The sequence below is a fragment of the Stenotrophomonas sp. YJH_SMC_27 genome (assembly GCF_059369815.1).
In genome coordinates this window covers 1-21,285 of sequence record NZ_JCAFTA010000014.1, presented here as the reverse complement: position 1 = coordinate 21,285, position 21,285 = coordinate 1, and the positions used below count along the sequence as shown (strand labels likewise).

The following is a 21,285-nucleotide window of genomic DNA, read 5'->3' as shown; positions in this document are numbered from 1 at the left end:
AGCCCTGTCACGCCCCGCCCCGTTGGCGCGTCCTTGCCCACATGAACGCCGAAACCGCTTTCCAGACCCACCGCCCGCGCCTGATGGCCCTGGCCTATCGCCTGCTCGGCAGCCGCGCCGACGCCGAAGACGTGGTCCAGGATGCCTGGCTGCGCTGGTCCGGCGCCGATCCGGCCGGCGTCCGCGACCCCGAGGCCTGGCTGGTCACCACCACCACCCGGCTCGGCCTGGACCGGCTGCGTGCGGCCAAGCGCGAGCGCGCGCAGTATGTCGGGCCGTGGCTGGCCGAGCCGCTGGCCGTCACGCTGGAGCCTGACCCGGCGCCCGGCCCGGCCCAGCTGCATGCGCTGGCCGACGATGTCTCGGTGGCCTTCCTGACCTTGCTCGAACAACTCGGCCCCGAAGAACGCGCCGCCTTCCTGCTGAAAGAGGCGTTCGACCACGACTATCGCGAGATCGCCGAGCTGATCGGTCACAGCGAGGCCAACTGCCGGCAGATGGTGCACCGTGCCCGGCAACGCCTGCTGGCCCGGCGGCCGCGCTTCAACGCCGATGCCAGCCAGCACCGGCAGCTGCTGGCGCGCTTCATGGACGCCTCGCAGCGCGGCGACAGCGAGGCGATCCAAGCCCTGCTGCACGCCAACGCGCAACTGGTCTCCGACGGTGGCGGCGTGGTTACCGCAGCGATCCGCCCACTGCTGGGTGCCGAGCGCATCGGCCGCCTGTTCTGGGCCATCGCCCGCCGTGGCGCGGTGCATCCGGCCCACCTGGGCTGCGTCAATGGCGAGCCGGCGATTCTGCGCTTCCAGGGCGACCACCTGCACTCGATCACCACCATCGAAGTGGTCGATGGCCGCATCGCCAACGTGTACAGCGTGTTGAATCCGGAGAAGCTGCCGGACGTTGTCACGCGCGGCGACGGTACGGCGTCCTGGTAGTGAAAGGCGGCCACTGTGGCCGCCGTGGAGCCCACGATGTCGAACCATGCCTCTCCCCGCGTCCCCTACACCCGCCTGGCCGCCGAGGCCTTCAAGGGCCTGCTGGCCACCAGCCAGGCGGTGCATGACAGCTCGGTCGATCCGACCCTGATGGAACTGGTGTTCCTGCGCGTGTCGCAGCTCAACGGCTGCGGCTACTGCATGGACATGCACGGCACTGCGCTGCGCAAGGGCGGCATCGAGCCGCGCAAGCTCGATACGCTGCCCGCCTGGCACGAAAGCCGCTTCTTTGATGCCCGTGAACGTGCGGCGCTGGGCTGGGCCGAGGCGCTGACCCGGCTGACCGACGGTGCGCCGTCGCAGGCGGCGTTCGATGCACTGGCACCGCACTTCGATGAGAAGGGCATCAGTGACCTGAGCATGGGCATTGCGGTGATCAATGCGTGGAACCGGCTGGGTGCAGGGTTGCTGCCGCCGCTGCCGTAAAAGGGGCCTGTTGGCCGGGCTGCCGCCCGGCACCCGCAGAGGCCAGAGCAACAGCTGGAGCAACGGCAGAAGCTGGCTCTTCTGCGGGTTGGCAGGGTGGGTCAGGTCGCAGGGGACGCTGCAAGTACGTCCATGTAAGCTCGGTCGCCGCATCCGTGCGGCTCACGCCCCTGCGACCTGACCCACCCCGCCCTCGACAGACTTCTACTGCTGTTGGCAGGTGTCGACCTTGGTCGACACGGTAGATCCACGCCATGCGTGGATACGGGGGGCTGGATCAGATCCCTTTGCAAAGGGATCTGATCCCGGTGCCGGCCACACGGCTGCACTGACCCCATCTGCACGCGTCCGACGCGCACAATACGCGCATGCCTGCTACCCCCACCGCTGGCGCTGACGCCGCGAAGAAACCCAGCCTGCGCCAGCGCTTCAGGGCGATGCGCAACCTGCCGCCTTTCCTGCGCATGGTCTGGCAGACCAGTCCCGTCCTGACCCTCGCCAGCCTTGGGCTGCGCCTGATCCGTGCGCTGCTGCCGGTGGCAATGCTGTACGTCGGCAAGCTGATCATCGACAGCGCCCTGCACCTGAGCCAGCACGATGCCGGCTTCCCGCCGCTGGGCGAAGCGCTGTCCAGTGGTCTGCTCAACCCACTGCTGGGCCTGCTGGCGCTGGAATTCGGCCTGGCCATCGGCTCGGACCTGCTCGGCCGCCTGGTCAGCTACGCCGATGCCCTGCTCTCGGAGCTGTTCGCCAACGTCACCAGCATCCGGCTGATGGAACACGCGGCAACGCTGGATCTGGAGGACTTCGAGGATCCGGACCTGCAGGACAAGCTGGACCGTGCGCGGCGCCAGACCATGGGCCGGATGAACCTGATGAGCCAGCTGTTCGGCCAGGTGCAGGACACGATCACCGTGGCCAGCCTCGCCGTCGGCCTGCTGGTCTACGCGCCGTGGCTGATCCTGCTGCTGGCGCTGGCGCTGGTGCCGGCCTTCATCGGCGAATCGCACTTCAACGCGGCCGGCTACAGCCTCAATTTCCAGTGGACGCCCGAGCGCCGCCAGCTCGACTACCTGCGCCAGCTCGGTGCCAGCGTGGAAACGGCCAAGGAAGTGAAGATCTACAACCTGCACCGCTTCCTGGTGGAACGCTACCGGCGCCTGTCGGTGGCGCTGTTCCAGGCCAACCGGGCGCTCGCCCGGCGGCGTGCGTTCTGGGGCACGCTGCTGGCCGCGCTGGGCACGCTGGGCTACTACACCGCCTATGCCTACATCGCCTGGCGCACGGTGCGCGGCGACTTCTCGATCGGCGACCTGACCTTCCTTGCCGGCAGCTTCCTGCGCCTGCGCCAGCTGCTGGAAGGCCTGCTGATCGGGTTCTCGCAGGTGGCCAGCCAGGCGCTGTACCTGGATGACCTGTTCTCGTTCTTCCAGATCCAGCCGGAAATCCACTCGCGTGAAGGCGCCGTGCGCGTGCCGCAGCCGATCCGCCAGGGCTTCGTGTTCGAGAACGTCGGCTTCCGCTATCCCGATGCCGAGCAGTGGGCGGTGCGCCATCTGGATTTCCAGCTGCACGCCGGCGAAGTGCTGGCCCTGGTCGGCGAGAACGGAGCGGGCAAGACCACGCTGGTGAAGCTGCTGGCGCGGCTGTACGAGCCGGACGAGGGCCGCATCCTGCTCGATGGCCGTGACCTGCGCGACTACGACCTGGACGACCTGCGCGCCAACCTCGGGGTGATCTTCCAGGACTTCGTGCGCTACAACCTCAGCGCCGGCGAGAACATCGGCGTCGGCCAGGTCGAGGCGATGGACGACCAGGCACGCATCGCCGACGCCGCGCGGCGCGGCATGGCCGAGGACGTGATCGACGACCTGCCCGGCGGTTACGACCAGCTGATCGGCCGCCGCTTCAAGCAGGGCGTGGACCTGTCCGGTGGCCAATGGCAGAAGATCGCCATTGCCCGCGCGTGGATGCGCAATGCGCAGGTGATGATCCTGGATGAGCCAACCGCAGCGCTGGATGCGCGCAGCGAGTTCGAGGTGTTCCAGCGGTTCAGGGAACTGGCGGATAATCGCACCGCAGTGCTGATTTCCCACCGCTTTTCCTCCGTACGCATGGCCGACCGCATCCTGGTCCTGGCCGACGGCCGGATCGAGGCCAGCGGCACCCACGCGCAGCTGATGGCACAGGGTGGCCGCTACGCCGAGCTGTTCGAGCTGCAGGCGGCGGGTTATCGCTGAGAACGCCTCTCGTTCTGCCCAATGAGAACCTGTCTCATTTGAGATAGAATCACCCCCGACGACTTTTGATAGATACGCCCATGTCCACCGCTTTTGGCGCCGAAACGGTGCTTGAGGTCCGCCACTGGACCGACGCCTACTTCAGTTTCACCACCACCCGCGACAGCGGCTTCCGCTTCGAGAACGGCCAGTTCGTGATGATCGGCCTGGAAACCGAGGCGCGCCCGTTGCTGCGTGCCTACTCCATCGCCAGTGCCAACTGGGAAGAGCAGCTGGAGTTCTTCAGCATCAAGGTGCAGGACGGCCCGCTGACCTCGCGCCTGCAGCACATCAAGCCGGGCGACAAGGTGCTGGTCGGGAAGAAGCCCACCGGCACCCTGCTGATCAGCGACCTGCACCCCGGCAGGAACCTGTACCTGCTGGGCACCGGCACCGGCCTGGCGCCGTGGCTGTCAGTGATCAAGGACCCGGAAACCTACGAGCGCTTCGAGAAGGTGATCCTGTGCCACGGCGTGCGCTACGAGAAGGACCTGGCCTATCGCGATTACTTCGAGAAGGAACTGCGTGAGCACGAGTTCCTCGGCGACATGATCGGCGACAAGCTGCTGTACTACCCGGCTGTCACCCGCGAGCCCTTCGCCAACCAGGGCCGCCTGACCTCGCTGATGGAAAGCGGCCAGATGCAGCGCACCCTCGGCCTGCCGGAACTGAGCCCGGAAAACGACCGTGCGATGATCTGCGGCAGTCCGCAGATGCTGGCTGATCTGCGCACCGTGCTCGACGCGCGTGGCTTCCAGGTTTCGCCGCGCATCGGCCAGTCGGGCCACTATGTCTTCGAGCGCGCGTTCGTCGAGAAGTAAAGCGCAGGGCACCGACCCCGCCTCTGCACCCGACCTGTTGCATACCCTGCGCATTGCCGGCATGGTCCGCCACACACGGGCCGATGGCCCTCTTGGGGAATACACGGATGATGGACACATGGATCCCGCACCGGATGCGGGCGTGGGCGATTGCCGGTCTTCTGCTGGCGGCGGCTCCGGCGTGGGCTGCGCCGCCCGCCCGTGGCGACGTGCCGCCGCAGGCACTGGGCAACGACCGCAAGGGCAATCCGGTCAATCTGGCCGAGCAGCGCGGCAAGGTCGTGATCGTGACCTTCTGGGCCTCTTGGTGCGGCCCCTGCCGCAAGGAACTTCCGATCCTGGCCCATCTGCAACAGGTGGTCGGCGAGGACGCGTTGAAGGTCTACGCGGTCAACTGGGGCGAACCCCGACTGGAAGTCAGCCGTCTGATCCGTCAGCGCGACTGGCCGAAGCTGGAGTACCTGCATGATCCCGGCGGCGCGCTGGCCGAGCAATTCGGCATCGTCGCAGTACCCCACATGTTCATCGTCGGCCGCGACGGCACCGTCGCCCATGCCCACCGCGGCTACAGCGAGGCCAGCCTGCCGCAGATCATGCAACAGGTGATCGATGCACTGCCGGAAGAAGTGCGCAACCGCGAGGCAGGCGCAGCAGCGCTGGGGCACTGACTACATACATCGCCTCCTGCGCGAACAAGGCGTGTTACAGCAGCGCTTCGATCTCGTCGCGCAGCTGCTCCGGCCTGGTGGTGGGCGCATGCCGCGACACCACCCGCCCCTGGCGATCGACCAGGAACTTGCTGAAATTCCACTTGATGCGGGCGCTACCCAGCAGGCCGCGCTTCTCGCGTGACAGCCAGGCCCACAACGGATCAGCCCCCTCGCCGTTGACCTCGATCTTCTCCGACAGCGGGAAGCTGACCGGATAATCCAGCGAACAGAACTGGCGGATCTGCGCGGCGTCGCCGGGCTCCTGCGCGCCGAACTGGTTGCATGGGAAGCCGATCACCACCAGGCCACGCTCACGGTAGTTCTGCCACAACTGTTCCAGCCCGGTGTACTGCGGGGTGAAGCCACAACGGCTGGCGACATTGACCAGCAACAAGGGACGGCCCCGGTACTGATCCAGCGCCTGCGGCTGGCCGTCGAGGTCACGGAAGCTGAAATCGTAGGCGCTGGTCATGATGGCGGGCCGTGGGCGGTGGATGCATGGTACCCGCGCCCGGCCCCGGCAACATGCCTTTTGACACAAGTGCCAGCGCCGCCGGCCGGGTTACCCTCGGGCCCTTGTTTGCCTTACCGGAGTTCCTACCTTGACCACTCGCCTTGCCCTTGCCGTGGCCATGTCCCTCGGCCTTGCCCTGCCCGCCTTCTCGGCCGGCGCCGCTACCCCGGCCGCCAGCACCGCCGCCCAGCAGGCCAATCCGTTCTTTGCCGAAAGCCCGTTGCCGCTGCACTTCCCACAGTTCGACAGGATCAAGGACAGCGACTTCGCCCCGGCCTTCGACGCCGGCATGGCGCAGCAGCTGAAGGAAGTGGAAGCGATCGCCAACAACAAGGCCAAGCCGACCTTCGACAACACCATCATCGCCCTGGAGAAGAGCGGTGACATCCTCGACCGTGCGACCACCGTGTTCTTCAGCCTGGTCGGCGCCGACACCAATGACACCCGCAAGAAGCTGCAGGCCGACTACTCGGCGAAGTTCGCCGCGCACAGCGATGCGATCGCGCTGAACGGCAAGCTGTTCGCCCGCATCCAGGCGCTGTATGACACCCGCAGCCAGCTGGGCCTGGACGCCGAAGGCGTGCGCCTGGTCGAGAAGTACTACGACAACTACGTGCGCGCCGGCGCCAAGCTGTCCGAGGCCGACAAGGCCAAGCTGAAGGAGATGAACGCCGAACTGGCCAGCCTGGGCACCAGGTTCAGCCAGAACGTGCAGTCGGAAGTGAACGCCTCGGCGATCACCGTCGACGACGTCAAGGAACTGGACGGGCTGTCCAAGGAGCAGATCGCCGCCGCCGCCGAAGCCGCCAAGGCCCGGGGCCTGGAAGGCAAGTATGTAATCACCCTGCTCAACACCACCGGCCAGCCGCCGCTGACCAACCTGGCCAACCGCGCCCTGCGCCAGAAGATCTACGAAGCGTCGGTCAGCCGCGGCAGCCGCGGCAGTGAGTTCGACAACACCGCGCTGGTTTCGCGCATCATGCAGCTGCGTGCCGACAAGGCCAAGCTGATGGGCTTCCCGAACTTCGCCGCCTACAACCTGACCAACCAGACCGCCAAGACGCCGGAAGCGGTCAACGCGATGCTGGGCAAGCTGGCCCCGGCCGCGGTGGCCAACGCCAAGCGCGAAGCCGCCGACCTGCAGGCGATGATCGACCAGGAACAGAAGGCCGCAGGCAAGCCGACCTTCAAGCTGGAACCGTGGGACTGGGCCTTCTACAGCGAGAAGGTGCGCCAGGCCAAGTACAACTTCGACGAGTCGCAGCTGAAGCCGTACTTCGAAATGAAGAACGTGCTGGAGAACGGCGTGTTCCATGCCGCCAACCTGGAATTCGGCCTGACCTTCAAGCAGCGCACAGACCTGCCGGTCTACCACGACGACGTGACCGTCTACGACGTGTTCGACGCCGACGGCAGCCAGCTGGCAATCTTCATCTTCGACCCGTACGCACGCGCCTCCAAGCGCGGCGGCGCGTGGATGAACTCCTACGTCTCGCAGTCGAAGCTGACCGGCTTCAAGCCGGTGGTCGCCAATCACCTGAACATCCCGAAGCCGCCGGCCGGCCAGCCGACCCTGCTGACCTGGGACGAGGTGAACACCACCTTCCACGAGTTCGGCCACGCCCTGCACGGCATGTTCTCCAATGTGAAGTACCCGTATTTCTCGGGCACCTCGGTGCCGCGTGACTTCGTCGAGTTCCCCTCGCAGGTGAACGAGATGTGGGCCGACAACCCGGTCATCCTGAAGAACTACGCCAAGCACTACCAGAACGGTTCGGCGATGCCGCAGGCGCTGCTGGACAAGGTGCTGGCGGCGGCCAAGTTCAACCAGGGCTTCGCCACCACCGAGTACCTGGGTGCAGCGATGCTGGACCAGCGCTGGCACCAGATCGGTGCCGACCAGGTGCCGGCCGCCAAGGACGTGATGGCCTTCGAGCGCGCCGCGCTGGAGAAGGACGGCATCTACTACGCGCCGGTGCCGCCGCGCTACAAGACCCCGTACTTCAGCCACATCATGGGTGGCTACTCGGCCGGCTACTACGCCTACATCTGGTCGGAAGTGCTCGACGCCAACACCCAGAAGTGGTTCAAGGACAACGGTGGCCTGAGCCGCAAGAACGGCGACCACTTCCGCGCCACCCTGCTGTCCAAGGGTGGCAGCGTCGACGCGATGCAGCTGTTCCGCGATTTCGCCGGCCACGAGCCGCAGATCGAACCGCTGCTGGAAAAGCGTGGCCTGACCGGCGCCGGCAACTGATCGCCTGCGCGCTAGCGTGAAACGAAAACCGCCCGGGAGACCGGGCGGTTTTTTTCGTTGAGGTCATCGCCGGAACAATCGTTCCCACCATCGTTTCTGCGTGTTTGCCGCCGGAGCCGTATCCGTATCCAGGGTTTCCGGCACGAACTGCGCCAGCTCCGCCGCGACGGCCTCTGCGTACAGCAACGCGCCATCGGGGGCGCAGTTGAGCAGATTGCTCATGCTGGTCGATGCGTTGAGGTCCATCGGATTCGGCTCGACCACCTCGCTTGCTTCCAGCAATCCGCATCCATTGCCGATGGCATCATCGACAACGCTCCAGAACACGGCCAGTCGACCATCGGAGAACAGCTCGTGCAGACGCGCGCGCAGGTCATTGTCCCCGGCGTAGTCCGCGCGCATCTGCTTCAGCCGGTCATGCGTGATGAACACCCACCACCGTAGTTTTCGCGCAGGTGGTTGCCTGCAGCGGCGTCCGCCCACTGTGGCGGCACCAGTTGCCGCCAGTCCGCGAAATAGCGGGCAACCACCGGATCGTCGATGAAGAACGAAAGGGCGCTCCCGCGAAGATAGTGATACCGGCGCAGGTGACCGGCCACGATCGCCAGGTACAAAGCATGCCCCTTCTCGAAGGGCACGTCTGCGCTGATCGAGCGAGCCTCGTCGATGCGTTCCTGCAGCTGCTCCATGTAGAACGGCTCGATCCGGAATTGCTGCTGCAGCGGCTCAACCAGCGTCGCGTCCTCCAGCGCACGGAAATAGAGGCCACGGATTTCCGAGTCCGCGACTGGATGGTAGGTGATGTCCCAACCCATGCTGCAACGCCTTCAGGAATGCGGTAATCCCGCCGACCCAACAGCTTAGCGTCGACGACGCCCACGCGCAGAGCAGACCGTGTAACACACGGATTTGGCGTCAATGAGTGTCGTATCAGGCCTGATCTATCCCTCTCTCCCGACGCAACACTACCGTGGCGCCACGTACCCGCCCGGCACGCCTTCCGGCGACAGCACCAGCTGCCACAACTGCGCATGGCGGCAGCGGAAGGTGGCCATCGACCCGGCCAGGTAGAAGCGCCACATGCGGCGGAAGTGCTCGTCATAGCGCGCATCCAGCCGTGGCCACGCCGCTTCCACGTTGCGCCGCCAGGCCTGCAGGGTCAGGTCGTAGTCGGTGCCGAAGTTGTGCCAGTCTTCCAGCACGAAACGGCCTTCGAACGCCCGGGTGATCTGCGCCGCCGACGGCAGCATCGAGTTGGGAAAGATGTAGCGCGCGATCCACGGATCGGTGCGATGCCGGGAGATGTTGGTGCCGATGGTGTGCAACAGCAGCAGGCCGCGCGGCGACAGGCAACGCTTGGCCACCTCGAAGAAGCCCGCGTAGTTCTTGTCACCGACGTGCTCGAACATGCCGATCGAGAAAATCGCATCGAACGGTTCGTCCAGCTCGCGGTAGTCCTGCAATCGGATCTCGATCGGCAGGCCCGCGCACAGGTTCCGCGCGAACCCGGCCTGCTCCTGCGAAATCGTCACGCCGACGCCACTCACACCGTAGCGCTCAGCGGCGAACTTCAGCGCTTCGCCCCAACCGCAGCCAATGTCCAGCACGCGCTGGCCCGGGCGCAGGCCCAGCTTGCGGCAGACCAGGTCGAGCTTGGCTTCCTGTGCGGCGTCGAGATCATCGGCGTTGCGCCAATAGCCGCAGCTGTAGACCAGGCGCTGGCCCAGCATGGCCTGGTAGAGATCGTTGCCCAGGTCGTAATGACGGCGCCCGACCTCGTAGCTGCCCTGCCCCGCCTGCAGGTTGAACAGGCGCGCCTTCAGCGCATCGGCCACTTCGCGCCAGCCGTGCACCCGTTCATCCAGGTGCGCCTGCATCAGGTGGACGAGGAATTCGTCCAGGACGTTCGCATCCCACCACCCTTCCATGTAGCTCTCGCCCAGGCCGAGCGAGCCTTGGCCCATGACCCGCGCGAAAAAGCGCGGGTCATGCACCTGGATGTCCTGCGGCTGGGTACCGCCGATGCGGACCCCGGCTTCGTGAAGCAGGCCGGCGACCCGCTCCTGCAACCCTGTATCCACGCCACCTCCTCCACTGCGGTCAACCGCGTGCGAACAGCTCCACGTAGTCCCTGGCCACGTGCGGCAACAGCACCGCCGCCGGTACATCGGCGGTCTGGGTGCCGTCCGAGTATGGACCCACCTGGTACGGAGGGAAAACAAAGCGCAGCGCGGTGATCTGCCCCTTGTCGTCGGTCAGTGGCTGGAACTGGCTGAAATTGTCGGCCTGCGGGCCAGTCCCGTCGGCGATCATGCGCGATGCGTTGCGCAGCGATTCCTGCAGTTGGGCCGGGTCCATGTCCTCGCCGCTGAGCCGCGTGGCCACGCGTTCGCGCAGCTGGTCGGCGACGAACTCACTGATCACCTTCCAGCCCTTGGCATCGGTCACCAGCTTGTCGGCACTGAGCATCTGCTGCTGCTGCGGCAGCCATACGAAGCGCGCCACCAGCGGTTCGCCGTGGGCGCCACCGGTGTAGCGGCTGCCATCAGCACTGACCACCACCAGCTGCGGGGTTTCCAGCAGTTTCTCGAAACTCAGCGACAGCTCGTAGGGCATGGTCGGCTTGTCGTTGCCGAGCCCGTCCAACGCCTGTTGCAGGTCACTGCGCGCACTCGTCGCATAGTTCTGCAGCGCACGGGCCAACCCCGGATAACGGTCGATGCCGGCCGGGTAGCTGATGCCCACCACTTCGCGCTCGTTGTTCTCGATCACGTCGCGCAGGTCCAGCGGCGCTTCCGTGGCCGGCGTTTCGGCTGCGGCGGTGGCCTCGACGGCGGGAGCCGCCTCAGCCGCCGGTGCCGGCTCGCTTTCACGCTGGCAACCGGCCAGCAACAGCACGCCCACCACGCCGGCCAACGCACTGCCGCGCAGTGGCCGGTTGTTTCCAATCTTCATCGGGATCCCCTGTTCATGTTTGTACATCATTGCCTGCCATGGCTGAAGCGTGGCCCGCCGGCGTTCAGCCAGCGAGCAGGTCGTGATACTCCTCATGCCGCTGCAGGAACGCCTCGGCGTAGGAACAGGCCGGCACCACCTTGTACTTCTGCTCGCGGGCGAAACGCAGTGCCACGCGGGTCAGCTCACCGGCGATGCCACGGCCGGCGATCGGCTCAGGCACCTCGGTGTGGGTGATGACCATGCGTTTGCGCTTGATCTGGTAGTCCAGCACCGCCAGCTGTCCACGCACACGGGCGGTGAAGCGATGGTTGGCCAGGTCGTGTTCGACCTCATAGGCCAGACCGGGGGGCGTGACCGAAGCCATGGAACTGTCTCCTGCGGCGACTGCGTGGATGGTGCGCAGCCGGGCGCCATGATCGCGTGAAGCCTGAACAGGGGCAAGTCTGATCCATTCACGTCAGTTTGCGACCCTCAAGCTGGAGCGCTGACGGCCGCTATCGCCTGTGGAGGGGTACGGCCAGCTTGGCACGCCCCTTGCGACCGTTGACCATGCGCACCCCCGCGGAGGCTCCGATGCACCCCAGCGATTCCCATTCAGATACTGACCGCGCCCTGCTGGAGGGCCTGCTGCAACTTGCGGTGGAAGGGCAGACCGAAGACCAGGATTTCCAGCGCATCGGCGAGGAAGTGTTCGCCCGCCTGCTGGATACCTACGGCCAGCAGCACACGCTCTGAAAACCGGGGCGAATCGTCACCGATTCGCCCCGCTACCCGCTTCAACCGCCGCCGAGGCGGAAGGTCGGGTTGGACAGTTCGCGCAGGAAGTGGTTGAAGATGCTCGGCTGCATGGCCAGCATGAAGATCACGCCGAACGCCGCACCGGCCAGATGCGCGCTGTGGTTGATGCGGTCGCCGCCGCGCTTGTCCATCCAGATGCTGTAGCCGACATAGAACGCGGCATAGATGATCGCCGGTGCCGGGATGAAGAACACCAGGATGATCGACCACGGCTTGATCAGGATGAAGGCGAACAGCACCGCCGATACCGCCCCGGACGCGCCAAGGCTGAGGTAGTTCGGGTTCTTCTGGTTCTTCAGGTAGCTGGGCAGGATCGAGACCAGCAGCGCGCCGATGTAGAACGCCGGGTAGGTCAGGTAGCTGCCGGTCAGCTGCACCATCACGCTCTCGATGAATCCCCCGAAGAAGAACAGGGTGATCATGTTGAAGATCAGGTGCGACCAGTCGGCGTGGATGAAGCCATAGGTCACCAGCCGGTCGTACTGGCGGTGACGGTCGATGGCCGGCGGCCACAGGATCAGGCGGTCGGCCAGCTTGCGATTGTTGAACGCCATCCACGACACGATGGCGGTAATAGCGATCAACAGCAGATTGACGGGGGTCATGTCAGGCTCAGGCGCTACGGTAGTTGTCGACCATACGATAGCGTTTCGCGTACCAACCGAAGGCCAACGCCGCGACGAAGGCGAAACCGGCAAAGAAGAACATCAGGAATGCCGCCTCGCTGAGGCCTGTACTGGCGATCTTGTGGGTCACCGCGTCGTTGCGCACGGCAGCGTTCGACAGCAGCACCCACAGGTTGCCGATGGTGGTGGTCAGGTTCCAGAAGCTCATCACCACGCCCTTCATCGCCTGCGGCGCCTGGCTGTAGGCGAACTCCAGGCCGGTGGCCGAGACCAGCACCTCACCGAAGGTCAGCAATGCATACGGCAGGATCTGCCAGAAGATCGACAAAGCGTTGCCGCCGTCCATCACCACCTGGATGCCGCCGACCACGATCCAGGCCAGGCCACTGAAGGCGATGCCGGCGGTCATGCGGCGCAGCGCGGTCGGTTCGAAGCCGAAGCGGCGCAGGGCCGGGTACAGCACCAGGTTATTGAACGGAATCAGGATCATCACCAGCAGCGGGTTCAGCGCCTGCATCTGCGAGGCGCTGAACCAGCTCGGCATCTGCATCTGCTGGCCCTGCAGGACCCAGGTCGAGGCCTTCTGGTCGAACAGCGAGAAGAACGGCGTGGTCAGCGCGAAGATCACCAGCACGCGCAGCACCGAGCGCACGCCTTCCACGGCTTCGGCTGGATGCTGGCCACGGGCCCGGTCCAGCTGCAACCAGGTGCCGCCACCGATGCCGGCGAGAATGGCCACCAGCGCCAGGCACAGGCAGATCACGATGCCCAGCGAACCGACCAGGCCGAACGACGCCGCTGCCAGCACCAGGCCGAGCACGGCGATCACCAGGCCCGGGCGGCCCTGGCCGGCCGCGCGTGCGGTCAGCGCAGTGCGCACCACGTTGGCGAACGAGTGCGGGTCCTTCGGTGGCAGCGGCACCAGCACGTAACGCTTGCGGCCCAGCCAGAACACGAAGGTGGCGATGAACATCAGGATGCCCGGGATGCCGAACGCCCACTGCGGGCCCCAGTTCTTCAGCGCCAGCGGGATCAGCAGCGAGGCGAACAGCGAGCCGAAGTTGATGATCCAGTAGAAGGCGTCGAAGACGATCTTGGCCAGGTGCTTGTTGCTCTGGTCGAACTGGTCGCCCATGAAGGAGGCCACCAGCGGCTTGATGCCACCGGCACCCAGGGCGATCAGGCCCAGGCCGAGGAAGAAGCCCTCGCGGCTGTTCTCGAACAGGGCAAGGCACAGATGGCCGGCGCAGTAGACCAGGCTGAACCAGAGGATGGTGTGGTACTTGCCGAAGAACCTGTCGGCCAGCCAACCTCCGAGCAGCGGGAAGAAATACACGCCGATCATGAAGCTGTGCATGATGTCCTTGGCTTCACCGGCACGGCCTTCGGCTGTGATTTCCTGCAACAGCAGCGAGGTGATCAGGAACTGCACCAGGATGTTGCGCATCCCGTAGAAACTGAACCGCTCGCAGGCCTCATTGCCGATGATGTACGGGATCTGGCGCGGCATCTTTCCCTGGCCGGCGATGGGGGCAACTGCGTCGTGGCTCATCCTGTAAGGCATTCCTGCAAAGCGAAAGGCGCAAGGTTACCGGAACCGGGCCTTGCGAAGCACGCTGCAGGGCTGCATGACAACGGTGCCCATCCATGGCAGGCAACCGCGCTCCGTGCCGGAAGTCACGGCACCTGCACGACAAAAGCGTAAACTTATCGTTATGCGCCCCCTCCCCCCCGCCCGTCTCCTGCTCAGTTGCCTGATGCTGCTGATGGCGTTGCAGGCACAGGCGCGGCCGCAGGCACCGGCCACGGCGGCCAGCGAAAGCGGCTCCCGCCAGCTGACGGTGGCCGCGCTGGAGCTGCCCAGCCACGATGATGCGCAATGGAAGTTGCGCCGCGAGCAGGTCGCGCAGTTGCTGACCGACCTGCAGCCGGACGTGATCTCGGTGCAGCAGGTGCTGCAGCAGCAGGGCCGCAACCCGGCCTGCTGGCTGGCCAGCCGGCTGCGTTACAGCTGCGACTTCGTTACCGCCGATCCACCCAGCCAGACATTGCGGCATGGCAACGCGATGCTGACCCGGCTGCCGGTCAGCGAGGACGGCGTGACCCTGCTGCATCCTCCCGGCACCTTCAGCGCGGCCGGCATGATGCGGCTGAAGCTGGGCGAGGCGCTGGTCAACATCTATGTGGCACGGCTCCGCCCCGACCCGGACGAGGCCGCCGCGCGCCAGCACCAGACCAGCGACCTGATGACCTGGATTGGTGCCACCGCCGAGGGCATGCCCAGCCTGATCGCCGGCGACTTCTCGGCCAACACGATGGAACTGGTGCGCAGCACGCCGGGCTTCCAGCCGGCGCGGCGCAATCCCGGCGGCCGCGCCGAGGCGCCTGCGGCCAGTGGCGGGGGCAGCACTGGCCATGGTCTGGATGTGCTCTTCCAGGTCAAGCATTTCGATGGCATCCGCCAGCAGCCGATCCTGCTGCCGGCCGACGGCGACCTGCCCGGCCTGCGCTTGGGCGTGATGGCCACGTTGCGCCTGCAAGGCAATACGGCCACCGCCGAATAGGGAGTACCGGCCGCGGGCCGGCTCCCCGGGGATCACACGATTGCCGGCCAGCGGCCGGCACTACCGAATGATTGCTGCAACAGAAAAGGCCGGGTTTTCCCCGGCCTTCTCCATTCATCCCATCACCGCGATCAGGCGATCGCTTCCTGGTAACGGCGCTCGACTTCGTTCCAGTCGATGACGTTGAAGAACGCGCCGATGTATTCCGGGCGACGGTTCTGGTACTTCAGGTAGTACGCGTGCTCCCACACGTCCAGGCCGAGGATGGGGGTGTTGCCTTCCATCAGCGGGCTGTCCTGGTTGCCGGTGCTTTCGACCACCACCTTCTTGTCCGGGGTCACGCTCAGCCACGCCCAGCCGCTGCCGAAACGGGTCAGCGCCGCCTTGGTGAAGGCGTCCTTGAACTTGTCGAAGCCGCCCAGGTCCTTGTCGATGGCCTTGGCCACGTCGCCCACCGGGTTGCCGCCAGCATTGGGAGCCATCACGGTCCAGAACAGCGAGTGGTTGGCATGGCCACCACCGTTGTTGCGCACCGGACCCTGCAGGTTCTCCGGCAGCGACTTGAGCTTCTTCACCAGTTCTTCGACCGGCAGGTCAGCGTACTCGGTGCCTTCCAGCGCCGCGTTGACGTTGTTGATGTAGGTCTGGTGATGCTTGGTGTGATGGATTTCCATCGTCGCCGCATCGATATGCGGTTCCAGCGCGTCGTAGGCGTAGGACAGCTTGGGCAGGGTATAGGCCATGGTGCATCTCCTGATTGCGAGGGCACCCGACGTTGTCGGGCGGTGCGCGGTGAATGATGGGGACAGAACGGCAGATTACCAAGGGGGATGTAAAGGAAATTGCGTCCCGCCGGTGAGCACGACGGCAATTGTTACGCGGCGGTGACGCAGCCCCTTCCTCATGCGCCGTGCAGCGCGCAGGCGCTACAGTGCGAGCACCACCCTCGCCCGCTCCCTTGCCCATGCGCAACCCCCGGCTGCTGATCACCGCCATCGCCCTGCTGCTGCTCGGCCTGATAGTCAACCATTTCATGCAGCGCCCGCCGGCGCCGCAGTTCGCGCCGGACCTGCAGGGTGCGCCTGCCGCGCGCGCACCGGCCACGGCCACGCCCGGCAAGGGCAACGGTCTGCCCGCCTTCCTGCCCGCCGAAGCCCGGCAGACGATCGCGCTGATCCAGCGCGGCGGGCCGTTCCCGCACCGCCAGGATGGCAGCACGTTCGGCAACCGCGAACAGCAGTTACCGCAGCGTCCGCGCGGCTACTACCGCGAATACACCGTGGACACCCCCGGAGCGCGCACCCGTGGCACGCGCCGCATCGTCACCGGCGGCGATCCGCCGGAGGCGTGGTACTACACCGACGACCATTACGAATCATTCCGCAGCTTCACCGTACCGGCCCAGGGAGCGCAGTGATGAGCCATGACGATTTCGGCCTCGGCCTGCACGACATCAACAATGCCGGTGTCTACACCATCGACAGCGACGACATCGGCGCCCTGGCCGCCGCAATGCGCGATGCCGGGCTGAAGGTGATCCGCATCGATCTGGAAGGGGTGGCCGACAAGCGCACCCTGCTCGCACGGCTGGCCGCGCAGCTGGATTTTCCGGCCGGTTTCGGCGGCAACTGGGATGCGCTGTCGGACAATCTACGCGACCTGCAATGGCTGCCAGCCAACGGCTATGCACTGTTCCTGTGCGACGTGGACGCGCTGCGCGCCACCGCGCAGAAGGACTTCGACACCCTGCTGGACGTGATGGACGAGACCAGCCGCGACTGGCTTGGCCGCGACGTCCCGTTCTGGGTGTTCCTGTCGCAGAGCGCGTAAGGTCACTGCCGTGGTGGATGCCGACCTTGGTAGGCGCTTCTGTGCCAACCAAGATTGACACCTACCCAAGCGAGCCTGCCAGGGCGTGGCGCGCTCCCTAGCCTACCGGCTCCCGTTATCTTCCTGCAGTTCTTTCTTGAACGGAATGTCCGGCGGTGGCCGCGCCACGGCCGGCTGGTCCTGCATGTTCGGATTGGTAAGGCCACAGCCACCACCGGCCTGCAGGATCGAGATCACGCAGGAAATCTTCGTATTGGTACCCGGCAACGGAATCTCCATTGCCTTTATTCCCTTGCGCACCCACTCGGCCAGCAGCGATTCCTGCGGGACCCAGTATTTGTCGAATGACGTGGGCGTGTAGTCGTAAGGCGGTCGCTTCAACCAGGTGCCCGATTGCGCGATGCGTTCCTTGCTCCAGCCATCGTTGGCACCACCGGGCGCACCGCGCTCGGCACGTCCATCGCCTTCCTGGCCCGGCACGCGGACGCTGCCATCGGCGTTGAACAGGCCACTGCCCTTGCCGGTGGCGCTGGCCTGGCGGGCGCCCTTGTCGGCGCCGTCCTGTTTGCGGCTCGACGCCCCCCAGTCATCGCCCTTGGCGGGCGTGGCCCAGTTGCCCGGATCGGGGGCCGGGCGCGCTCCAGCCTGGGCCGGTTTCGTGCTGGAGGCGGACGGCCGTGGCGTGCTGCTTTCGGCCTGGCGCGCACTGCCACTGGCCGCAGGCGCGGCCGTTGTCGCTGGCGCGCTGCCGCTGGACGTTGAAGGCGCCGCCGCGGGTGCCGACGCAACTTCGCGCTCGCGCACCTGCAGGTCACGGCCTGCCGGCGCTCGCACGGTCGGCTCGCGCCCGGCCACAGCAGCCATCCGCACCTGCGGATCGACCACGGCCTGCACTTCGCGCTCGCGCACCTGCACATCGCGCTGCGGCACACGGACCTGTACATCGGCCGTGCGCAGCGGCTGCGATATCGCCGGTGCATCGACCGTACTGATTTCACGCTCCTGCACCGGGATGTCACGCAGCTGCGGCGTCCGCACCGCGATCTCCGGCGCACGCAGTGCGGCCGGGGCCGGCGGCACCTGCACCGGCTGCACACTGCGCTCGCGCACCGTGGGCGTGGTGTCACGCGGCACGATGCTGACCTCGGTACGCGGCACGCTCACCGGCGGCACCACGAAATCCGCACTGGCCTCGGCTACTTCGGTGGCCTGCACCGGAGACGGCGGCGGTGCCGCGACCGGCGCCGGCTCGGATTCGGTGGGCGGCGGCGGCACGCTGGCCACTGCAGCCGGAGCGGGTGCGGACGCAGCTGCCGACGCGGACGCCGGACGCGGCTCAGGCGCCGTTGCGGCCCCTGCGTTCTGGCCAGCTGCAACCTGGCCCGGCGGTGCAGCGGCCGCCGCTTCCGCACCTGGCTGATCGCCGCCGCCTTCCTGGGTAGCGCGACCGACGAACTCCACCTGCAAGCGCTCGCCTTCGGCGCCCTCCGCTTCCGGTGCCGTGGTGCGGATCACCGCCACCCACAGCAGCAGCATGAAGAACAGCAGATGCAGCAGCGCGCTGGCCAAGGCCGAGACCCAACGCATCCAGCGCTGGTCGCGCGGCGCGGCGTCCCAGTCCTGCCAGAACAAGCGGCGCAGCGCCTGCCACGGCGACAGCTGCGGCGATTGACCGGGTGGCCCCGGCAACGGTCGGGGCAGCAATACCGCGATCACGTCGCGCGCGTGGTACGGCCGCGGCAGCGGCCCCAGCGAGCGCAGCCACAGCGCCCAGCCATAAGGCAGGCGCGTGGTCTTCTCGAGGACGGCGCGGGGCTGCTGGCGCGCCAGCAGTAGATCGATGAGTTGCTCGGCCCGGGTCAGAGGCACGCGTCAGCGATCAGGCGACGTTGTCGCGCGGTATGTACGGCGCGTGGCCGCTGTCGTGGTCGGTCGCGTCGCGCACGGCGGTCACGCCCGGCACGCGGCCCATCAGGGTCTTTTCGATGCCCTGCTTCAGTGTCACATCGGCCATGCCACAGCCCTGGCAGCCACCGCCGAAGCGCAGCAGTACCACGCCGTCGGCCGAGACTTCCTGCACGGCCACCTTGCCGCCATGCGAGGCCAGCTGCGGATTGACTTCGTTCTCCACCACCCAGTGCACGCGCTCGACCAGCGAGGCCGCATCACCGGGCGCTTCACCCTTGATGCGCGGCGCCTTGATGGTCAGCTGCTGGGTGCCGGCGGTACCGGCGACGATGTCGATCTCGGCCCCGTCCAGCCAGCCGACGCTGCCGGCATCGACGTACAGGGTGAATCCTTCGCAGTCCACCGCCCACTCATCGCCGAGCAGGTCGGTCGGTTCGGCGAACTCCAGCCGGGCGTCGGCGCGCGGGGTACCGGGGTCGACCGCGCTAAGGCGCACGCCCATGCCGGGCACGCCCTCGCGTTCGATCAGCTTGCGGAAGTGGGTCTGGGCAGTGTCGGAGATCTGGATCATCAGGCTATTCTAGCCAAGTACGCGTCAGCCGCTCATTCGGTTTATACACCGTCCGGCGCATTGTTCAGTCAACACGAGGTGGAGATTCCCATGGCCGACCTGATTCCACTGGCCCAGGCCCGTTGCGTGCCGCGCAAAGGCAGCGACCACAAGCTTGGCGAGGCCCGCCTGGCCGAACTGCTGCCGCAGGTTCCCGGCTGGGAGCTGAGCGAGGGCGGGCAGGCCCTGACGCGCACCTTCCGCTTCAAGGATTACTACGCCACCATGGCCTTCGTGAACGCGCTGGCCTGGATTGCCCACCGCGAGGACCACCATCCGGACTTGGGCGTGCACTACGACCGCGCTGTGGTGCGCTTTTCCACCCACGATGTGGGCGGCCTGAGCGAGAACGACTTCATCTGCGCGGCAAAGACTTCGGCCCTGACGGAGCAACTGCCATGAACGTACGTTTGCTGAGCCTGTCCCTGATTGCTGCGACCGGCCTGGCCGGTTGTGGTGCCTCCGAGCCGCCGGCGCCGCCAGCGACCGCGCCGACCGAGGTGGCCGCGGTGAAGACGCCGCCGCCGCAGTACCCGCTTGAACTGGCCTGCATGGGCGTGGGTGGCACCAGCACGTTCAAGGTGACCATCGGCACCGACGGCAAGCCAAGCGAGGTCGCCCTGTTGACCGGCGCCGGCAACCCGCAGCTGGACGAACTGGCCAAAACGGCCGTGCAGGGCTGGCAGTTCAAGGCTGCCACCCGTAACGGCGCTGCCGTGCCGGCCACCATCCAGGTGCCGGTCAGCTTCAACCCGCCGCAGCCGAAGCCGGACCAGTGTTTCGCGATCGAAGAGCGCCTGCGCCGCGGCGGCTGATCGCGCGCCCCGACAAGGCCCGCCTCGCCCTACCCGCCCCGGGCTCATCCGGGGCGGTTGTCTGTTGACCAGGACCGCGTCGGCAAATGCTGCAGATTCCCCCTGAAAACGTCTGGATCGCGCTGGCGGTCACCCTCGCGGCCGGCCTGGCCACCGCCATCGGCAGCCTGCTGGTGCTGTTCTCGCGCCGCCCTAACCCGCGCCTGCTGGCCTTTGGCCTGGCCTTCGCCGGCGGTGCGATGGTCTATGTGTCGCTCTCGGAAATCCTCAACAAGTCCATCGCATCGTTCGCCCTGGCCTATGGCGAGCGCAGCGGCTTCACCTACGGCACCCTGGCGTTCCTGCTGGGCGTGATCGTCATCGTGCTGATCGATCACTTCATTCCCAATCCGCATGACAGCCTGGACAAGCAGGACCCCGCGTTCCGCGAAAACAGCCGCGAGTACCTGAAGCGGGTCGCGCTGCTGACCTCGGTCGCGATCACAGCGCACAATTTCCCGGAAGGGCTGGCGACCTTCTTCGCCACGCTGGAAAGCCCGTCGGTGGGCATGCCGCTGGCCTTTGCCATTGCCATCCACAACATCCCCGAGGGCATCGCGATCGCGGTGCCTGTGTACTTCGCCACCCAGAACAAGGCCTATGCATTCAGTGCCAGCCTGCTGTCCGGCCTGGCCGAGCCGGTGGGCGCGGCGCTGGGCTACTGGCTGCTGTCAGGATCGCTGTCGCACGCCACGTTTGGCTGGGTGTTCGGACTGATCGCCGGCGTGATGGTGTTCCTTGCGCTGGATGAGCTGCTGCCGGCGGCCAAGCGTTATGCCAAGGGCCACGAAACCGTGTATGGCCTGGTGGCCGGCATGGGCACCCTGGCGATCAGCCTGGTGCTGTTCAAGTGGTGAGGGGTTCCCGGCCAACGGGCTGAGCCCCCTCGCGGCTGGCGGAGCGACATTCCGGGTTGGGCCGGCCGAGGTGGGTTTGCGGGGGACGCCGTAAACCCATCCTTGGGGGCTTGGGCGCGCCATCCATGGCGCTTACTGATCTGGCCCCCCGTCAGCGGACGCCAAGAAGCGATACTTTGATCGCACCTGGAGGTCCCTTATGTCCCGTATCACCCGTCGTAGCTATACCGATGAGTTCAAGCACCAAGCCGTGGAGTTGGCCGAGTCGCTCGGGC

At 66.4% G+C, this 21,285-nt stretch carries 24 protein-coding genes; 13 read left to right on the top strand and 11 right to left on the bottom strand.

Features of this window, described 5'->3' with window-relative positions; all coding sequences use genetic code 11:
- The first annotated feature begins 41 nt into the window (after positions 1-41).
- From AC5P7R_RS17965 to AC5P7R_RS17945, 5 genes are all read left to right on the top strand, one after another.
- Complete coding sequence (locus AC5P7R_RS17965; RefSeq protein WP_478435923.1) at positions 42-938, top strand: RNA polymerase sigma-70 factor; 897 nt, start codon at positions 42-44, stop codon at positions 936-938.
- 36 nt (positions 939-974) lie between these two features.
- On the top strand, positions 975-1,424 hold the full coding sequence (locus AC5P7R_RS17960; protein WP_019660434.1) for a carboxymuconolactone decarboxylase family protein: 450 nt from the start codon (positions 975-977) through the stop codon (positions 1,422-1,424).
- A 368-nt stretch (positions 1,425-1,792) separates the two neighbouring features.
- Complete coding sequence (locus AC5P7R_RS17955; protein WP_188249598.1) at positions 1,793-3,664, top strand: ABC transporter ATP-binding protein; 1,872 nt, start codon at positions 1,793-1,795, stop codon at positions 3,662-3,664.
- Between the two features lie 80 nt (positions 3,665-3,744).
- Positions 3,745-4,524, top strand: coding sequence for a ferredoxin--NADP reductase (locus tag AC5P7R_RS17950; RefSeq protein ID WP_478405367.1), 780 nt, complete (start codon positions 3,745-3,747; stop codon positions 4,522-4,524).
- A gap of 110 nt (positions 4,525-4,634) precedes the next feature.
- Complete coding sequence (locus tag AC5P7R_RS17945) at positions 4,635-5,192, top strand: TlpA disulfide reductase family protein (RefSeq protein WP_227852243.1); 558 nt, start codon at positions 4,635-4,637, stop codon at positions 5,190-5,192.
- Positions 5,193-5,226: 34 nt separating this feature from the next.
- Here the strand turns inward: AC5P7R_RS17945 and AC5P7R_RS17940 are convergent, their stop codons facing one another.
- The gene (locus tag AC5P7R_RS17940; RefSeq protein ID WP_111104338.1) at positions 5,227-5,706 is read right to left on the bottom strand and encodes a glutathione peroxidase; all 480 of its coding nucleotides are present in this window, start codon (positions 5,704-5,706) and stop codon (positions 5,227-5,229) included.
- Between the two features lie 130 nt (positions 5,707-5,836).
- Here AC5P7R_RS17940 and AC5P7R_RS17935 point away from each other — a divergent pair, with 130 nt between their 5' ends.
- Positions 5,837-8,005: a M3 family metallopeptidase gene (locus AC5P7R_RS17935; RefSeq protein ID WP_459390061.1), complete on the top strand. Its 2,169-nt coding sequence runs from the start codon at positions 5,837-5,839 to the stop codon at positions 8,003-8,005.
- 63 nt (positions 8,006-8,068) lie between these two features.
- Here the strand turns inward: AC5P7R_RS17935 and AC5P7R_RS17930 are convergent, their stop codons facing one another.
- From AC5P7R_RS17930 to AC5P7R_RS17910, 5 genes are all read right to left on the bottom strand, one after another.
- On the bottom strand, positions 8,069-8,437 hold the full coding sequence (locus AC5P7R_RS17930) for a hypothetical protein (RefSeq protein ID WP_227853556.1): 369 nt from the start codon (positions 8,435-8,437) through the stop codon (positions 8,069-8,071).
- Positions 8,413-8,820, bottom strand: coding sequence for a hypothetical protein (locus tag AC5P7R_RS17925; RefSeq protein WP_227853555.1), 408 nt, complete (start codon positions 8,818-8,820; stop codon positions 8,413-8,415). Before AC5P7R_RS17925 ends, AC5P7R_RS17930 begins: the two co-directional genes overlap by 25 nt.
- Positions 8,821-8,970: 150 nt before the next feature.
- Positions 8,971-10,086 (bottom strand): cyclopropane fatty acyl phospholipid synthase, encoded by a 1,116-nt coding sequence (gene cfa, locus AC5P7R_RS17920; RefSeq protein ID WP_478435926.1) that lies wholly within the window; start codon positions 10,084-10,086, stop codon positions 8,971-8,973.
- Between the two features lie 19 nt (positions 10,087-10,105).
- On the bottom strand, positions 10,106-10,987 hold the full coding sequence (locus AC5P7R_RS17915; protein WP_134732265.1) for a DUF3298 and DUF4163 domain-containing protein: 882 nt from the start codon (positions 10,985-10,987) through the stop codon (positions 10,106-10,108).
- Between the two features lie 37 nt (positions 10,988-11,024).
- A complete protein-coding gene (locus AC5P7R_RS17910) occupies positions 11,025-11,327 on the bottom strand; it encodes a GNAT family N-acetyltransferase (protein ID WP_019660442.1) in 303 nt (100 codons plus the stop codon).
- A gap of 209 nt (positions 11,328-11,536) precedes the next feature.
- On the opposite strand from AC5P7R_RS17910, the gene AC5P7R_RS17905 reads away from it, so the two are divergent.
- A complete protein-coding gene (locus tag AC5P7R_RS17905; RefSeq protein ID WP_167692790.1) occupies positions 11,537-11,698 on the top strand; it encodes a hypothetical protein in 162 nt (53 codons plus the stop codon).
- A gap of 41 nt (positions 11,699-11,739) precedes the next feature.
- Here AC5P7R_RS17905 and AC5P7R_RS17900 read toward each other — a convergent pair whose 3' ends face one another.
- Together AC5P7R_RS17900 and AC5P7R_RS17895 are read right to left on the bottom strand one after the other, a co-directional pair.
- Positions 11,740-12,366: a rhomboid family intramembrane serine protease gene (locus AC5P7R_RS17900; protein ID WP_478435927.1), complete on the bottom strand. Its 627-nt coding sequence runs from the start codon at positions 12,364-12,366 to the stop codon at positions 11,740-11,742.
- Positions 12,367-12,373: 7 nt separating this feature from the next.
- Positions 12,374-13,939 (bottom strand): POT-type proton-dependent oligopeptide transporter, encoded by a 1,566-nt coding sequence (locus AC5P7R_RS17895; protein WP_478435928.1) that lies wholly within the window; start codon positions 13,937-13,939, stop codon positions 12,374-12,376.
- 163 nt (positions 13,940-14,102) lie between these two features.
- On the opposite strand from AC5P7R_RS17895, the gene AC5P7R_RS17890 reads away from it, so the two are divergent.
- Entirely contained in the window at positions 14,103-14,951 is an 849-nt protein-coding gene (locus AC5P7R_RS17890) for an endonuclease/exonuclease/phosphatase family protein (protein ID WP_021203014.1), read from the top strand.
- A 131-nt stretch (positions 14,952-15,082) separates the two neighbouring features.
- Here AC5P7R_RS17890 and AC5P7R_RS17885 read toward each other — a convergent pair whose 3' ends face one another.
- Positions 15,083-15,694, bottom strand: coding sequence for a superoxide dismutase (locus AC5P7R_RS17885; protein WP_005410310.1), 612 nt, complete (start codon positions 15,692-15,694; stop codon positions 15,083-15,085).
- A gap of 221 nt (positions 15,695-15,915) precedes the next feature.
- On the opposite strand from AC5P7R_RS17885, the gene AC5P7R_RS17880 reads away from it, so the two are divergent.
- Positions 15,916-16,368, top strand: a complete 453-nt coding sequence (locus AC5P7R_RS17880; protein WP_188249599.1) for a guanyl-specific ribonuclease — start codon at positions 15,916-15,918, stop codon at positions 16,366-16,368.
- Positions 16,368-16,781 (top strand): barstar family protein, encoded by a 414-nt coding sequence (locus AC5P7R_RS17875; protein ID WP_021203012.1) that lies wholly within the window; start codon positions 16,368-16,370, stop codon positions 16,779-16,781. The genes AC5P7R_RS17880 and AC5P7R_RS17875 overlap by 1 nt, the downstream gene beginning before the upstream one ends.
- Positions 16,782-16,883: 102 nt before the next feature.
- Here AC5P7R_RS17875 and AC5P7R_RS17870 read toward each other — a convergent pair whose 3' ends face one another.
- Both AC5P7R_RS17870 and AC5P7R_RS17865 read right to left on the bottom strand, forming a co-directional pair.
- Positions 16,884-18,650: a hypothetical protein gene (locus AC5P7R_RS17870; protein ID WP_021203011.1), complete on the bottom strand. Its 1,767-nt coding sequence runs from the start codon at positions 18,648-18,650 to the stop codon at positions 16,884-16,886.
- A 10-nt stretch (positions 18,651-18,660) separates the two neighbouring features.
- On the bottom strand, positions 18,661-19,260 hold the full coding sequence (locus AC5P7R_RS17865) for an NfuA family Fe-S biogenesis protein (RefSeq protein WP_021203010.1): 600 nt from the start codon (positions 19,258-19,260) through the stop codon (positions 18,661-18,663).
- A gap of 90 nt (positions 19,261-19,350) precedes the next feature.
- Between AC5P7R_RS17865 and AC5P7R_RS17860 the strand changes: the two genes are divergently transcribed.
- From AC5P7R_RS17860 to zupT, 3 genes are all read left to right on the top strand, one after another.
- Positions 19,351-19,701, top strand: coding sequence for a 4a-hydroxytetrahydrobiopterin dehydratase (locus AC5P7R_RS17860; RefSeq protein WP_021203009.1), 351 nt, complete (start codon positions 19,351-19,353; stop codon positions 19,699-19,701).
- A complete protein-coding gene (locus tag AC5P7R_RS17855) occupies positions 19,698-20,114 on the top strand; it encodes an energy transducer TonB (RefSeq protein WP_019660452.1) in 417 nt (138 codons plus the stop codon). Before AC5P7R_RS17860 ends, AC5P7R_RS17855 begins: the two co-directional genes overlap by 4 nt.
- An 86-nt stretch (positions 20,115-20,200) precedes the next feature.
- A complete protein-coding gene (gene zupT / locus AC5P7R_RS17850; RefSeq protein WP_019660453.1) occupies positions 20,201-21,010 on the top strand; it encodes a zinc transporter ZupT in 810 nt (269 codons plus the stop codon).
- Positions 21,011-21,285 lie beyond the last annotated feature (275 nt).

Excerpts from the sequence above, each read along its gene's own strand:
- AC5P7R_RS17925 (WP_227853555.1), bottom strand. The coding sequence starts at position 8,820 with ATGGGTTGGGACATCACCTACCATCCAGTCGCGGACTCGGAAATCCGT.
- AC5P7R_RS17955 (WP_188249598.1), top strand. The coding sequence starts at position 1,793 with ATGCCTGCTACCCCCACCGCTGGCGCTGACGCCGCGAAGAAACCCAGC.
- AC5P7R_RS17885 (WP_005410310.1), bottom strand. The coding sequence starts at position 15,694 with ATGGCCTATACCCTGCCCAAGCTGTCCTACGCCTACGACGCGCTGGAA.
- AC5P7R_RS17865 (WP_021203010.1), bottom strand. The coding sequence starts at position 19,260 with ATGATCCAGATCTCCGACACTGCCCAGACCCACTTCCGCAAGCTGATC.
- AC5P7R_RS17940 (WP_111104338.1), bottom strand. The coding sequence starts at position 5,706 with ATGACCAGCGCCTACGATTTCAGCTTCCGTGACCTCGACGGCCAGCCG.
- AC5P7R_RS17890 (WP_021203014.1), top strand. The coding sequence starts at position 14,103 with ATGCGCCCCCTCCCCCCCGCCCGTCTCCTGCTCAGTTGCCTGATGCTG.
- AC5P7R_RS17965 (WP_478435923.1), top strand. The coding sequence starts at position 42 with ATGAACGCCGAAACCGCTTTCCAGACCCACCGCCCGCGCCTGATGGCC.
- AC5P7R_RS17950 (WP_478405367.1), top strand. The coding sequence starts at position 3,745 with ATGTCCACCGCTTTTGGCGCCGAAACGGTGCTTGAGGTCCGCCACTGG.
- zupT (WP_019660453.1), top strand. The coding sequence starts at position 20,201 with ATGCTGCAGATTCCCCCTGAAAACGTCTGGATCGCGCTGGCGGTCACC.
- AC5P7R_RS17910 (WP_019660442.1), bottom strand. The coding sequence starts at position 11,327 with ATGGCTTCGGTCACGCCCCCCGGTCTGGCCTATGAGGTCGAACACGAC.
- AC5P7R_RS17905 (WP_167692790.1), top strand. The coding sequence starts at position 11,537 with ATGCACCCCAGCGATTCCCATTCAGATACTGACCGCGCCCTGCTGGAG.
- AC5P7R_RS17945 (WP_227852243.1), top strand. The coding sequence starts at position 4,635 with ATGGACACATGGATCCCGCACCGGATGCGGGCGTGGGCGATTGCCGGT.
- AC5P7R_RS17915 (WP_134732265.1), bottom strand. The coding sequence starts at position 10,987 with ATGTACAAACATGAACAGGGGATCCCGATGAAGATTGGAAACAACCGG.
- AC5P7R_RS17880 (WP_188249599.1), top strand. The coding sequence starts at position 15,916 with ATGCGCAACCCCCGGCTGCTGATCACCGCCATCGCCCTGCTGCTGCTC.
- AC5P7R_RS17900 (WP_478435927.1), bottom strand. The coding sequence starts at position 12,366 with ATGACCCCCGTCAATCTGCTGTTGATCGCTATTACCGCCATCGTGTCG.
- AC5P7R_RS17960 (WP_019660434.1), top strand. The coding sequence starts at position 975 with ATGTCGAACCATGCCTCTCCCCGCGTCCCCTACACCCGCCTGGCCGCC.
- AC5P7R_RS17875 (WP_021203012.1), top strand. The coding sequence starts at position 16,368 with ATGAGCCATGACGATTTCGGCCTCGGCCTGCACGACATCAACAATGCC.
- AC5P7R_RS17895 (WP_478435928.1), bottom strand. The coding sequence starts at position 13,939 with ATGAGCCACGACGCAGTTGCCCCCATCGCCGGCCAGGGAAAGATGCCG.
- AC5P7R_RS17855 (WP_019660452.1), top strand. The coding sequence starts at position 19,698 with ATGAACGTACGTTTGCTGAGCCTGTCCCTGATTGCTGCGACCGGCCTG.
- AC5P7R_RS17860 (WP_021203009.1), top strand. The coding sequence starts at position 19,351 with ATGGCCGACCTGATTCCACTGGCCCAGGCCCGTTGCGTGCCGCGCAAA.